General features: G+C 66.0%; 15 protein-coding genes, 1 tRNA gene and 1 pseudogene. 4 read left to right on the plus strand and 13 right to left on the minus strand.

What is annotated here, in order from left to right; all coding sequences use genetic code 11:
• Window positions 1–37: 37 nt before the first annotated feature.
• Both Q0L25_RS13350 and Q0L25_RS13355 read left to right on the plus strand, forming a co-directional pair.
• The gene (locus Q0L25_RS13350) at window positions 38–406 is read left to right on the plus strand and encodes a UBP-type zinc finger domain-containing protein (protein ID WP_296614995.1); all 369 of its coding nucleotides are present in this window, start codon (window positions 38–40) and stop codon (window positions 404–406) included.
• Between the two features lie 31 nt (window positions 407–437).
• On the plus strand, window positions 438–2,054 hold the full coding sequence (locus Q0L25_RS13355; RefSeq protein WP_296614997.1) for a cyclic nucleotide-binding domain-containing thioredoxin-disulfide reductase: 1,617 nt from the start codon (window positions 438–440) through the stop codon (window positions 2,052–2,054).
• Window positions 2,055–2,491: 437 nt separating this feature from the next.
• Here the strand turns inward: Q0L25_RS13355 and Q0L25_RS13360 are convergent, their stop codons facing one another.
• The 9 genes and pseudogenes from Q0L25_RS13360 to Q0L25_RS13400 form a co-directional block, all read right to left on the minus strand.
• Complete coding sequence (locus Q0L25_RS13360) at window positions 2,492–3,073, minus strand: NADPH-dependent FMN reductase (protein WP_296614999.1); 582 nt, start codon at window positions 3,071–3,073, stop codon at window positions 2,492–2,494.
• A 7-nt stretch (window positions 3,074–3,080) separates the two neighbouring features.
• Window positions 3,081–3,551 carry a DoxX family protein gene (locus Q0L25_RS13365; RefSeq protein WP_296615001.1) on the minus strand — a complete coding sequence of 157 codons (471 nt, stop codon included), beginning with the start codon at window positions 3,549–3,551 and terminating at the stop codon, window positions 3,081–3,083.
• 2 nt (window positions 3,552–3,553) lie between these two features.
• The gene (locus Q0L25_RS13370; protein WP_296615003.1) at window positions 3,554–4,288 is read right to left on the minus strand and encodes a DNA-binding domain-containing protein; all 735 of its coding nucleotides are present in this window, start codon (window positions 4,286–4,288) and stop codon (window positions 3,554–3,556) included.
• Window positions 4,281–5,114, minus strand: a complete 834-nt coding sequence (locus tag Q0L25_RS13375) for a DUF692 domain-containing protein (RefSeq protein WP_296615005.1) — start codon at window positions 5,112–5,114, stop codon at window positions 4,281–4,283. Before Q0L25_RS13375 ends, Q0L25_RS13370 begins: the two co-directional genes overlap by 8 nt.
• Window positions 5,115–5,117: 3 nt before the next feature.
• Window positions 5,118–5,393, minus strand: a pseudogene (locus tag Q0L25_RS13380) (DUF2282 domain-containing protein).
• 107 nt (window positions 5,394–5,500) lie between these two features.
• Window positions 5,501–6,646 (minus strand): patatin-like phospholipase family protein, encoded by a 1,146-nt coding sequence (locus Q0L25_RS13385; protein WP_296615007.1) that lies wholly within the window; start codon window positions 6,644–6,646, stop codon window positions 5,501–5,503.
• Between the two features lie 11 nt (window positions 6,647–6,657).
• Window positions 6,658–7,899 (minus strand): NAD(P)/FAD-dependent oxidoreductase, encoded by a 1,242-nt coding sequence (locus tag Q0L25_RS13390; RefSeq protein WP_296615009.1) that lies wholly within the window; start codon window positions 7,897–7,899, stop codon window positions 6,658–6,660.
• Window positions 7,896–8,057: a hypothetical protein gene (locus tag Q0L25_RS13395; RefSeq protein WP_296615010.1), complete on the minus strand. Its 162-nt coding sequence runs from the start codon at window positions 8,055–8,057 to the stop codon at window positions 7,896–7,898. Before Q0L25_RS13395 ends, Q0L25_RS13390 begins: the two co-directional genes overlap by 4 nt.
• Entirely contained in the window at window positions 8,054–8,854 is an 801-nt protein-coding gene (locus Q0L25_RS13400) for a 3-hydroxybutyrate dehydrogenase (protein ID WP_296615013.1), read from the minus strand. Before Q0L25_RS13400 ends, Q0L25_RS13395 begins: the two co-directional genes overlap by 4 nt.
• Before the next feature lie 232 nt (window positions 8,855–9,086).
• On the opposite strand from Q0L25_RS13400, the gene Q0L25_RS13405 reads away from it, so the two are divergent.
• Both Q0L25_RS13405 and Q0L25_RS13410 read left to right on the plus strand, forming a co-directional pair.
• Window positions 9,087–9,536: a cupin domain-containing protein gene (locus Q0L25_RS13405; RefSeq protein WP_296615015.1), complete on the plus strand. Its 450-nt coding sequence runs from the start codon at window positions 9,087–9,089 to the stop codon at window positions 9,534–9,536.
• Window positions 9,537–9,647: 111 nt separating this feature from the next.
• Window positions 9,648–10,067, plus strand: a complete 420-nt coding sequence (locus Q0L25_RS13410) for a carboxymuconolactone decarboxylase family protein (protein ID WP_296615017.1) — start codon at window positions 9,648–9,650, stop codon at window positions 10,065–10,067.
• Here the strand turns inward: Q0L25_RS13410 and Q0L25_RS13415 are convergent.
• From Q0L25_RS13415 to Q0L25_RS13430, 4 genes are all read right to left on the minus strand, one after another.
• Window positions 10,028–10,927 (minus strand): LysR family transcriptional regulator, encoded by a 900-nt coding sequence (locus tag Q0L25_RS13415; RefSeq protein WP_296615021.1) that lies wholly within the window; start codon window positions 10,925–10,927, stop codon window positions 10,028–10,030. The two genes, Q0L25_RS13410 and Q0L25_RS13415, sit on opposite strands and share 40 nt — an antisense overlap.
• Before the next feature lie 94 nt (window positions 10,928–11,021).
• The gene (locus Q0L25_RS13420) at window positions 11,022–11,945 is read right to left on the minus strand and encodes a YeeE/YedE thiosulfate transporter family protein (RefSeq protein WP_296615023.1); all 924 of its coding nucleotides are present in this window, start codon (window positions 11,943–11,945) and stop codon (window positions 11,022–11,024) included.
• Window positions 11,945–12,451, minus strand: a complete 507-nt coding sequence (locus Q0L25_RS13425; protein WP_296615024.1) for a DUF302 domain-containing protein — start codon at window positions 12,449–12,451, stop codon at window positions 11,945–11,947. The genes Q0L25_RS13420 and Q0L25_RS13425 overlap by 1 nt, the downstream gene beginning before the upstream one ends.
• Window positions 12,452–12,697: 246 nt before the next feature.
• Window positions 12,698–12,774: transfer RNA gene (locus Q0L25_RS13430), tRNA-Pro, on the minus strand.
• Window positions 12,775–12,928: the final 154 nt, after the last annotated feature.

Below are 12,928 nucleotides of genomic sequence, written 5' to 3' on the forward strand. Positions count from 1 at the left end.
ATGACGGATTCGCCCCAATCATGCCGAGGAGCAGCAGATGACCACGACTTGCGATCATCTCGATACGATCCAGACGGTAACCCCGCAAACGCTGGGCTGCGCGGAATGCCTGAAGAACGGCAGTTGGTGGGTCCATCTCCGCCTGTGCCGGACGTGCGGGCATGTCGGCTGCTGCGACGATTCGCCGTTCCGGCACGCGACCGCGCATTTCCACGCCAGCGGTCACCCGATCATCGAAGGCTATGACCCGCCCGAGGGTTGGGGCTGGTGCTATGTCGACGAGGTGATGGTGGATTTCGGCGAGAGGACCACGCCGCAGCGTGGCCCGATCCCGCGCTTCATCGATGACGAGGGCCGGCTGATTGCCTCCGCGATCCGCGGGCTGAAGCCGCGGATCGAGCAATGAAGGCCGGGCCTATGATTGACGGGGACAAATAATGGAAACGATCGGCCGCGACCTGCGCGAGATGCAGCGGACGCCGCTCGCGCCGTCGCACGTGGCGGCGCTGCGCGCTGCGGGACACATCGTGGACTATCCGGCGGGCACCATGCTGTGCCGTCCGGGCGAACCGATCGACCGCTTCGTCTATGTCGAGGCGGGCGAGATCGAGGTGGTCAACGCCTTCACCGGCGAGCGCCTGGTTCCCTCCACGCTCGGCCCCACCCAATTCATGAGCGAGATCGCGCTGCTCAGCGGCGGCAATTGGTCGATGCCGTTCCGCGCCGTCGTCGATACCAAGGTGATCGAGGTGCCGCGCGCCGACATGCTGCGCCTGATGTCGCAGATTCCCGAAATGTCGGACATCGTCATCACGGTCCTGTCGGCGCGCCGCCGCCGCCAGCTGGAGGCAAGCGACGCATCCCTGGTGCTGATCGGCGAGGATGCCAGCCGCGATGTCCGGCGCGTGGCCGAATTCGTCAGCCGCAATCGCTTGCCCTTCACCTCGCTGCCGTTGGGATCGCCCGAAGCGGAGGAAGTCGCGCGGAGCAGTGCGATCTCGGCGCACCAGCCCGCTGTGATCTTCGGTCGCGATACCGTGGTGACCGACCCGACTCCGGGCAAGGTGGCGCGACTGCTCGGCGTCAATCATGATTTCGCGGAGGACCAGGAATTCGACGTGCTGATCGTCGGCGGCGGCCCCGCCGGCGTCGCCGCGGGCGTCTATGCCGGGGCGGAGGGGCTCAACGCCCTTGTGATCGAGGATACCGCGATCGGCGGCCAGGCCGGGACGTCGAGCCGGATCGAGAATTACATGGGCTTTCCCACCGGCATTTCGGGCGCCGATTTGGTCTGGCGCGGCGAGATCCAGGCAATGAAGTTCGGCACCCAATTCGCGATGCCGCGCCGCGTCGCCAAGCTCGAAACGCTCGAGGGCGGCCGCTTCTGCGCCACGTTCGACAATGGGCGCCGAGTCAGCGCGGGCGCAATCGTCGTCGCCACCGGCGTGCAATATCGCCGGCTGCCGATCGACCGGCTCGCCGACTTCGAAGGCGCCGGCGTCTATTATGCCGCGACCGAGATGGAGGCGCGCTATTGCCGCGACGCCGAGACCTTCGTCATCGGCGGCGGCAATTCCGCCGGCCAGGCGGCGATGTTCCTGTGCCGCACCGCCGCGCATGTCCGGCTGCTGGTACGCGGCTCGTCGCTCGCCGCCTCGATGTCGAGCTATCTCTCCAGCCGGCTGGAGGCGGATCCGGCGGTCACTATCGAATATGGCGCCGAAGTCGCCGCTTTGCATGGCGACGAAAAGCTCGAGGCGGTGACGATCCGCAACACTCAGGACGGCACGCATCGCCAGGCGCCGGCCTGCGCCGTGTTCGTGATGGTCGGCGCGGCGCCGAACACCGCTTGGCTGTCCGGCCTCGTCGATCTCGACGACAAGGGCTTTGTGCTGACCGGCGACGCGGTCGGCGGCAGCTCGCCTTACGCGACGTCGCGGCCAGGCATCTTCGCCGTCGGCGACGTCCGCGCGGGCTCGGTCAAGCGGGTCGCCTCGTCGGTGGGCGAGGGCTCTGTGGTGATTTCGAAAGTGTGGGAGTTCCTCAACCAATAGAGCGGATCACCGGACGTTCAGTGGCCGAGAATTGAGATGCCGTGTTCACGCGAAAGCGTATGGGGACCGTGCATCCGGAACATTACGCATCGTTGCGCACACGCTGATCCCGCATGTCGATTGCGGAGGTATGTTCGATGCCGCGCACGATCGATGGCGAACCTGAATGGACTGCTGCTTCCGGGCCGCGGTCCGGCCTTCGCGATTCGGGCCGGCGTTTTTGCGAGACCGCGCCGCGATTTCGGCTTTCTCGTCGGAAGCCTCTCGCCGGTTCGCCGGATTCGGCTGCGGCGCCAATGGCGGAGAGTCGGCGCACGTCCATTGACCCGGGCTCCAGCGAGCGCTGGTTCTACTTTGCCACTGCCGTACTTTTCATAGCGATCATCGCCACCTTCGGTACGTTGATCTGGCAGATCGCAAGAGCGTTCCGATAGCCCCTACCGTGGCACCCCTTCGACACGCCTGGCGGCCATCGCCTCTGCATACCACAGGAACTCGTCGAGAAAGCGATCCCGCGAGAGGTTGAGGGCAGACGCCACGGCATTCCCTTTGTCGTCGATCGCTTCGGCAATCCGCGGGATCGGGAGCAGGCTCGGCACGCTCGACATACCGAGCTCGGCCAGCGTCATCCGAAGCTGCATCGCCGCACGGACGCCGCCGAACTGCCCGGCCGAATAGCAGACGATCCCCGAAGGCCGCCAAAAATACTCCTCCAGGAAGGTGTCGAGCAGGTTCTTCAGTGCGGCGGGTGCGGCGTGGTTATACTCCCCCGAGACGATCAGGAAGCCGTCGGCGTCGCGATAGAGTTCGGCGAGATCGTCGAGCGGCACCGGCGCGGTGCCGGGCGCGAATTCCTTGTACATGCGGTCGAGCAACGGGAGGCCGATCGCGGCGGCGTCGATCAGCACGCCCCGGTGCCCGCGCGCCTCGAGCGCGCGGAGCAGCCAATGGCAGGCACGAAGTCCGGCGCGGTCGTGGCGGACCGAGCCAAACAGGATCGGAATGGTGAGCGGCGCCATTCCGGCCTCACCTGATCTTGAGCAAATGGTCGAGCGAGAAACGCCCGCCGCCCATCGCGATGATCGGCAGCATCAGCCCGGCCCAGCTGAGATGCGTCGGCCATGCGTCGGGATAGACGAAGATCTCGATGACCAGCGTCATTCCGAGCAGTGCCAGAGCGGCATAGCGGCTGAAAAGGCCGAGCACGAGCAGCATCGGAAAGAAATGCTCGGAGAACGTCGCGGCATAGGTCGCGATTTCGGGCGGGACGATCGGCAACCGATATTCGCTGCGGAACAGTTCGAATGCCTCGTCGGTGATCGTGAACCAGCCGGTGACCTTGGTGCGTCCCGACAGGAAGAAGACCGCGGCGACGCCGAGGCGCTGGATCAGCAGCAGCAGCGAGATTGGCAGCGCCTTTTCGGCGAGGCCGGTGAAGCGATCGAACGGGTTCGACCGGCGGGCTTCGAACGCGAACTGGGTGGTGTTGTCGAGCATGGTCAGAATCCCTTTGGCTTGAGCGAGGAAAGCGCCCCCGAGGCGAGGATGTCGCGAAAGGCGCTGGTGATATCGGAATCAGGGTAGAGGCCGGCGGCGACGGTGGCGGCCTGGCCGATCGTCTCGCCGAGGCGGAGTCCAAACAGGATGCGATGCTCGGCAGGACCGATCCGCTGCGCGATCACGGCGCCGTCGCGGCGGGTGAGCAGCACGCCCTCGGCACGCCATTCCGGCGCGATCTCGGCGGCGTGCGGATCGAGATGCGCAAGCCAGATCGAAGGGGCCGGCACGGTGAACCAACCGAAGCGCGTCGCAGGGTGGAGTAGGGCTGCGCTCTTCGACCATTGCTCGGCAGAGATGGCGGAAAGGCTTGCCGGGTCGAGCGTGTCGCCCTCGGCCGCAAGATGCGATTCGGTCCGCAGACGGTCGATCCGCGCGACGCCCGACAGATATGGCAAAGCCTGGGCGATCGGCTGCGCTTCCACCCAGTCGGCGAACCCAGCACCATAGGCGGCCAGCACCGGGCTGTCGGGCGGTATGTCGCTTACGAATTCGCTGGTGAGCGCGACGAACATATCGCTGCCCAGGATCAGCGCGATCGTCGGATAATTGTCGGCAAGCGCGTCGATCGCCCCCTTGAATGCAGTGTTGCGATAGACGGCGAGCAAAGGGTGACCTGCGCGGCTGCCGTCGATCGTGGCGACGAAGTGACGCTGGAACGTAGCGAGATCAGGCATGACAAGGCTCCTTTCGGGCAAGGATGGCCACCGCGCGGTCGCGTTCGGCCATGAGGTCGTCAAAATCCGGCACGTTGCCGTCGCGTTCGAGCAGGACGGGGCGTTCGCCGCTGTGGCCGAGCAACTCGGCGAGTAGATCCCAGACCAGTTCCGACACTGGGGCATCGTGGCTGTCGATCAGCAAATGCGCGCCCAGCATCGGGTCTTCGCTGTGCCCGGCGACATGAATTTCGCCGATCGCGTCGTGCGGGAGCCGTGCCAGATAGCGGCTGGCATCGTAACCGAGATTGTTGGCCGCCACCGCGACGTTGTTGACGTCGATCAACAGGCCGCAGCCGGTCCGGCGGACGATCTCGGCCAGGAAGTCAGGCTCGCTCCACATGGCATCGAGCGCGACGTAATGCGCGGGGTTCTCGATCAGGATGCGGCGCCCGAGCGCTTCCTGGACGATATCGATATTGCGCGAGACAGTGAGCAGCGCCTCGCCCGTGCGCGGCACCGGCAACAGGTCCGGCAGGCAGCGCGCGCCGATCCGCGACCAGGCGAGATGCTCCGAGACCAGGAACGGATCGAACCGCTCGACCAGCGCGCGAAGCGCGCCGAGGTGCGCCGGGTCCGGCCGCTCGACGCCACCCAGCGACAGGCCGACACCATGGAGCGACAGCGGCCGCGCGTCGCGCAACGCCTGCAGCATCGTCAGCCGCGGTCCGCCGGCGACCATGTAGTTCTCGGCATGGACTTCGAACCACAATCCGGCCGCCGACGCGGCGACCGCCTCGTCGAAATGTTGCGGCTTGAAGGCCACGCCGGCGGTCGGACGGGTCATGGCTCAGGCCTTCGGGGTCAGCGAGCCGGGGCCCTTGGGGGTCTGGATCTTCGCGCAGGTGCCCTTCGCGACATATTTCCAGGCATTGCCTTGATAGTTGACGTGGCTGGTGCCGGCGCAACTCGTGCCCGCGCCCGCCTAGCAGTCGTTCTTTCCGGCCAGGCTGATGCCGTAGCATTTGTCCTTGTTGGGCTGCGGCTTGACCGGGCCGGCATGGGCCGCGGCGGCGCCGAGGGCGGTAAGGACGGCGGCGGTAAGGGCGAGATTGACGGTATTCATGGTGTTCCTTTCGAGGGATTCGGCGCACCTGCGGGTGCGATTCCGGTGTCGCCCGAAAGCGCCGTGGCGTCCGCTACCCAGAGCGCATGGTTTCGATGCATGAAGCGTCAGCCCGCGGCCGAGGTGTGGACCATCTCGCCGCCCATCGCCTCGTGCAGGACGAAGCCCTCGAGCGGATCGATCGGATCGCGCCATGGCGCCGATTCCAGAGTGCGCATCGTGTCGGCATAGCCCGCATCCCATCGCGCGCGGATGCCGGCGGGGGAGAAGTCGATATCCTTGCTGTGATCCTCGCATTCCAGCGCCGGGGCGAGCAGCCGGATGACGTGCATCCGGGTCGGACAGCCATAAGCCGAGAGCGCGGCCGCCTCTGGCGTCTGTCGCCGCTCGGCGGGTAGCATGGCGGACAATTCGGTGATGACGTGGCGCAGCCGGTGGAGCTGGCGCTGGCGCTTGATGTGGCTCGCGGCACGGCTCGAATATTGGACGTCCTTCTGGCGGTTCATCACCTCCCAGATCGTCTCGGGTTCGGCGCCATGCGGGTTCCAGATATGGACCGCATAGACCATCGAATCGCGACGGGGATTGTCGTCGAACACCACCTCGACCGGCGTGTTCGACAGGATGCCGCCGTCCCAATAGAGCTCACCGTCGATCCGGACCGCGGGGAAAGCGGGCGGCAGCGCCCCCGAGGCCATGACGTGACGGAGATCGAGCGGCATGTCGCGCGAATCGAAATAGACCATTTCGCTCGACGTCACGCGCGAGGCGCCGACCGTGAGGCGCACCGGGCCACCATTGACCTGATCGAAGTCGATCAGGTCGGCGAGCGTATGGCGCATCGGGTCAACAGAATAATAACCCGCCGCTTCGGCACCGAGCGTGGCGTGCGGACCGAGAAACGCCCGGGGATTGGGGTCGAAAAAGGCGGGAAGCCCACCCCAGATCGTCGCCCAGTTGCGCCACCACGTGGATAGTTCGGTCGGCAGGACGGATTCGAAGAAATGGCCATGTTCGACCCGGCGCCAGAATTCGGTCAGCCGATCCAACCGGTCGCCCGGCTTGCTGCCAGCGATAATGCCGGCATTGATCGCGCCGATCGAGGTGCCGATCACCCAGTCGGGCTCGACGCCCGCTTCGTGCAACGCCTGGTAGACGCCGACCTGATAGGCGCCGAGCGCGCCTCCGCCTTGCAGCACCAGAACTTGCTGGCCATGCGCGCGCAATTCTTCGTGAAGGCTCGGAAGAGCCATGATCATTCTCCTTATCGGGATTTGGCGTCGCCGGTGATGAGGCGGGCGCCGCGTTCGAAGGTCAGGTAGTTCCACAGCCAGTTGGCCCCGACGATCAGTCGGTTGCGGTAGCCGGCGAGGAAGAAGATGTGCGCGGTGCACCAGACCAGCCAGGCCAGCGTCCCGGACAGGCGCAGCCGTCCGAAATCCGCCACCGCCCGGTGCCTGCCGATCGTGGCTAGGCTGCCATAGTCGCGATAGCGGAACGGTTCGGAGCGTCCGCGGACGATCTGCCGCGCGGCGTGGCGGCCTTGCTGCTTGGCGACCGGGGCGATGCCCGGAAGGGGACGGCCATCCTGGCGAACGAACGATGCCGTGTCGCCGATCGCGAAAATCTCGGGATAACCGGGAACCGTCAGATCCTGCCGCACCAACACGCGCCCGGCGCGGTCGGCCAGCGAATCGAGCCATGTCGAGGCTGGCGAGGCCTGAACACCGGCGGCCCAGATCACGGTGTCGGTCGGGATGCGGATGCCGGCGACGTCGACGTGACGATCGGTGATCGCTTCGACCGGCTTGCCCGTGAGCACGGTGACGCCGAGTTCCTCGATCGCCCTGAGCGCCTTTTCGGACAAGCGGTCGGCAAATCCGCCGAGCAGCCGCGGCCCGGCCTCGATCAGCAATACGCGTGAGCAATGCGGGGTGATCGACCGGAAGTCCTTCGACACCGACCGCCGCGCCAGCTCGGCGATCGCGCCAGCCATCTCGACGCCGGTCGGACCGCCGCCGATCACCGCGAAGGTGAGCAATGCCTGGCGCCGCACGGGGTCCGTCTCGGTCTCCGCCCGCTCGAGCGCGAGCAGCACTTTGCGGCGCACTGCAGTGGCGTCGTCGATCGTCTTGATGCCCGGCGCATGCTCGGCCCATTCGTCGCGGCCGAAATAACTGTGCCGCGCACCGGTCGCGAGGATCAGGCGGTCATAGGCGATCGGGCGCCCTTCCTCGAGGATGACCCGCCGCCCCTCGCGATCGATTCCGATGACATTGTCGAGCACGACGCGCGCATTCTCCTGCCCGCGCAGGATCGAGCGGATCGGTGCCGCGATGTCGGCGGGCGACAGCCCGGCGGTCGCGACCTGGTAGAGAAGGGGCTGGAACAGATGATGGTTGCGCCGGTCGATCAGCGTCACTTCAGCCTTCGCCCGCGCCAGCGCGCGCGCCGCGGCGAGTCCGCCAAAGCCGGCACCGACGATGGCCACGCGCGGGCGGTTCACGATTGCGCTCCATAGCGCGCCAATTCCGCCAGCACGCCACGCGTCGGCGTATCGATCCGGTCGAGCCGATCGGCATTTGCCTGACGGATGGCGTAATAGGCGGCGAGATCGGGGCGCAGGCGCCGCTCCTCGCGCGGGCGGGGGAAAGGCGCGGTCATTGCGCCACCCACCCGCCATCGACCGGCAGCGCGGTGCCGGTGATCGACCGGCCCGCATCCGAGCAGAGGAAGACGGTAAGTGCGCCGAGTTCCTCGACGGTTGCGAACTTCTTGCTCGGTTGGGCGGCGAGCAAGACGGTTTCGATCACCTCCTCGCGGCTGATCCCTCGCGCCTTGGCGGTATCGTCGATCTGGTTCTCGACGAGTGGAGTCCAGACATAGCCCGGGCAGATCGCGTTGCAGGTGACCCCGAACTTCGCGCCCTCGAGCGCGACGGTCTTGGTCAGTCCGACCACGCCGTGCTTCGCGGCGACGTACGCGCTCTTGAAGGGCGAGGCGACAAGGCCGTGCGCGGAAGCGATGTTGACGATCCGTCCCCAACCGGCAGCCTTCATTGGGCCGAATGCGGTGCGGATGGTGTGGAATGCGGCCGAAAGGTTGAGCGCGAGGATCGCATCCCACTTCTCCAGGGGAAACTCCTCGATAGGGCTGACATGCTGGACGCCGGCATTGTTCACCAGCACATCGACGCGCCCGAACGCCGCGATCGTATCGCTGACGAGGCTGGCGGCGCCTGCCGGTTCGATCAGATCGGCGCCGTCATAGACGACGCGTACGCCGTGTTCGGCAGCGAGTTCCGCGCACAAGGCCTCGATCGTCGGGCGATCGCCAAGGCCATTGATGACGAGATCGGCGCCGGCCTCTGCCAGCGCACGACCGATACCGAGGCCGATACCGCTGGTCGATCCGGTGACGATGGCGATGCGGCCGGCTAGCGGCCGGGGTTGAGCGGTCATTGGGGGTCTCCATGAACTAGCATGCCCCAAGGGTGCCGACCTGCGCGCGTCGACTGAAATGCCGGTCGTGCATGGAAACCATGCGGACAATCGAATGTCCCCGGCCAAGCCCCGACCGTATTTTTCCATCCGTCACGGGATGCGGCCCGGCCTCGCCACCGACTCCCCATCTCCAGCGAGCCGCCGGCACCGTCTCTCGTGACATCGCGTTCATTCACGAAGGAACAGTCACATGAATCTCAACATCCGTTGGACCGCGGCCCTCGCCGCGTCCGCCGTCTTGCTCGCAGCACCGCCGGCCTTTGCCGGCAGCTGCCCCGCCGGTCAGGGCGTCGCCAACCTGCTTCAGGGCGCGCCGACGGCGCCGCTCAAGGTCACCGACAACGTGGTCGGTTCGGTCGACCTGCAGAAGGAAATCAACGTCGATAACCGCGACCTTCGGTTGCGCCGTCTGGTCGTCCAGCCGGGCGGGATCGTGCCCCTTCACAGCCACGCCGGCCGGCCCGCGCTGATCACCGTCGTGTCGGGGTCGATCATCGAATATCGCAGCACTTGCGCGGTCGGGATCGTCCACAAGGCCGGCGACGTCGCGATGGAATCCGACGGCATCTCACACTGGTGGAAGAATACCGGCAAGGTCCCCGCCGTGCTCCTTTCGGCCGACGTCAAGGCACGCGACTGACTGGCACCCCATGGGTCGCATCGGGCTTTCCCCCCTTTTGCCCGGTGCGGCCCGGCGCGGTGCCTTTTTTGAGGATGCGGGCGCCGCGCCACCCCTGGCCTGTTATTCGGGATGAATGATTTGACCGATCCGTACCGCGTCGGCCTCGACGTGCTGGCGCAGACCGGCGCCGGACAGGACGCCCGGCGCAACCGCGTAGCCGAAGTGGCACCCGATTTCGCCCGCCTCGCCATTGGGTTTACCTATGGCGAGGTTTTTTCGCGCCCAAGCCTGGACCTCAAATTGCGCGAGTTCGCGGCGATCGCTGCCTGCGCGGCCATGAGCCGATCGGCGGCGCAGTTGCGCGATCATGTCGCCGCGGCGCTCCATCTCGGCTGGAGCAAGACCGAGATCGTCGAATTGTTGATCCAGATCGCCGCCCATGCTGGCGTCCCCGCTGCGCTCGACGCTTTGGTCTGGTGCCACGATCTACTGGTCGAAATGTCGGACTGTCAGTCCTGCGAGGACGATTCGAGCGACGGCCAGGTGTGACGCCGCGCCTCGCGCACGAATGCGCCGATCGCCGGTGAGTGCGGCCGGCCGCGCACGGTCGCGAGATAGATCGTGCGCGAATAGCCCGGTTCGATCAGCGGGCGGACGATCAGATCCGGATCGGTCACGCAATATTCGGGAAAGAAGCCGAAGCCGAGCCCGGCCTTGATCATCTTCTGCACCCATTCGTCGCGCGGCGAGCTGAACACCTTCTTCGTGGTGACCCCGCGACGCGCGAAATCCTGCGTCACCATCTGGAACACTTCGCAATTGGTCCGGCCGACATAGGGTTCGCCGTTGAGCTCGGCCACGCGGATCGCATTCTTCTCTGCCCAGGGATGGTTGCGCGGGATGACGATCACGAAGCGCTCGTTAAACACCGGGACCTGGTGCAGCGTGTCGGGCAGTTCGTCGGGTACGCCAACGATGCTGAGATGCAGGTCACCCTTCTCGAGCTTCTCGATCATCGCGCTGGCCTCGCCGTCGATCACGCGGACCTCGACATCCGGGTGCTCTGCCTGGAAGCGGACGATCAAATCGGCGATCAGCTGCGGGCCGATCGTGCACATCGCGCCCAGCGTCATCGTGACGTTCTCGATCTTCTTCGCCGATTTCGCGGCATCCTTTGCCGCAAGCGTCGAGGCGTAGACGGTCTCGAGGTAGGGCAGCATCATCCGCCCGAGTTCGGACAGATGCGTGTTGTTGCGCTCGCGATGGAACAGGGGGCCGCCGAGTTCGTGCTCGAGCTGCTGGATGGCTCGCGTCAGGGCCGGCTGGCTGACGTTGCACTGCTCGGCCGCGCGCGTGAAATTGAGCGTCTGCGCAAGACTGACGAAATAGCGGACTTGCTGCATTTCCATGGCGTCATTCCCCCCCTTGGGCGCCGCAGGTACGATCTTAACATCGATCAGGATGCACGGCCAGCAAAAGGGCCGATCCGGCCGGCTTTACTGCTCAGGCGAAAGCCGGCCGGCGGAAATGCCGCGCAAGCATGATCAGCACGGCGATGGTCAGTGTCATTGTGACGACGGCTATCCAGGCATGCGGCTGCAGCAACGGCAGCCCGACCAGGATCAGTCCATCGTTGGTGCCCGGGACAAACAGCCCACCCGCCCCCATCAAGGCGCCGCCGACGAGGCAGCGCAGCACATCATCGAATGTCGGCGGGACCCAGCGTATCTTCCCAGCGAACCAGCCGCCAAGGATGGCGCCGGCGAGCAGGGCAACGACCATCGCGCCGCGCAGCCCGATCCGTCCGTCCATCGCTTTGGCGATCGCGGCGAGCGCGTCGGTATAGGCCCAGAGACCGACGCTCAGCAGCGTCGTGACGAAGGTGACCGCGATCAGCAACGTCGCGCGATGGGGATGCCAGAGATGCGCGAGAAACCCTGGCGCGCGCGCCGCCTCGATAAACCGCCACAACGCCAGCATGGCGAAGGGCAAGGACAATATCAGCGGGTTGGCGAAGGGCATCGGATGCCCGGTCGCGTCGGGTTTGGCGATCGGGATTAGACAGCCGAGGAAGAAGCCGACCGGCGTCGCCAGCCATGCCCATTGTCCCGAGCCGATCCGCGCGATGGCGCCGAACACACAGGCGCGGTTGATCCACGCTCCCAGCCCGAGCAGGCCGCCGCCGAGAACCGTCAGCTCGGTCGCCGGATAGATTGCGGGCGGCATCGACAGGATACCGGCAAGTTCCGCGACCGCGAGCAGGCCGCCGACCCAGAGCGCCGCTTCGGCAAGCGAGAACGCGCGGCCGTAGGATCTCTCGCTAACGGCCGCATCGACCGCGGCGACCATGCAGGTCGCGCCGCGCTGAATGGCGATACCCATCAGCGCGGCGCTCGCGAGCGCGACGATCAGCAGCGTGGGCGTCATCAGCGAGTCGTTGCGGCTGTCGCGATAGAGGCTGCGACCTCGCTCGCCATTTTGAGTTGGGCGTCCTTGTCGCCGATCGCGTAGCGCTTGGCGATGAAGCCGAAATCGGTCCACGCCACCCAGATGCTGCCGTCCATGTCCTCGACCACCAGCATCCGCACTGGCCAGTCGAGTCCGGCATAAGGATTGGACTGAAGGAACTGCACGCCAAGCGGCGGATTGCCGAACAGGACAAGCGTCGAATGCCGGATTTTCAGGTCGGCCGAGGCACCAAGCGCACTCTGGTCGATCGCGTCGAAGAAGCGGATGCCTTTCGCCTGCACGTCGGCCTTTAGCCGGGCCACGGTGTCGTCGAAGCCGTTGGCACTCTGCAAGCGAATGACCCCCGCCGCCGAGGGGGCTGCGGCGGGGGTTGCGGCCGGGGCAGGGCCGGCGCGCGAAAGGGATGGAAGCGAAAGCGCGAAGAACGCGAAGGTGGCGCAGGCCGCGGCGTGGATCGGGCGCATGAATGTCTCCAGGGCTTGAATTCGATGCCCGGAGGATCGCCGACTACGGCGGCCGTGAGAAATCACGCTACCGCATCGGTTCGATGATGTGTGGCTATGGTCCGCTAAAGGATTGGGTGTTTGCGTCGTCGCGGAACGGCAAGTGTCGAATTCAGCTCGAGGGCCATACGACCGAGATTGAGGCGAAAAGCCGCTATCCTCGCAAGGCAGATTCGTCGCCAAGCTCTATAAATTAAATGAAGTGATTGGTCGGGGCGACAGGATTCGAACCTGCGACCCCCACACCCCCAGTGTGATGCGCTACCAGGCTGCGCTACGCCCCGACCAGAGCGAACTCGCGCCATCAGGTGCGAGCCGGAGCGCGCCTCTAGGCGCTTGGCGCGCGCGATGCAAGCATTCCGGCGCCAGGTCGCGGGACGGCGGCGATGTGTTGCACCGCGTCGCGCATGGTGATAGCGCGCGGCGCTTACGGTGGCG

Origin of the sequence: Sphingomonas sp., assembly GCF_024508665.1 — a bacterium.
Taxonomy (GTDB): domain Bacteria; phylum Pseudomonadota; class Alphaproteobacteria; order Sphingomonadales; family Sphingomonadaceae; genus Sphingomonas.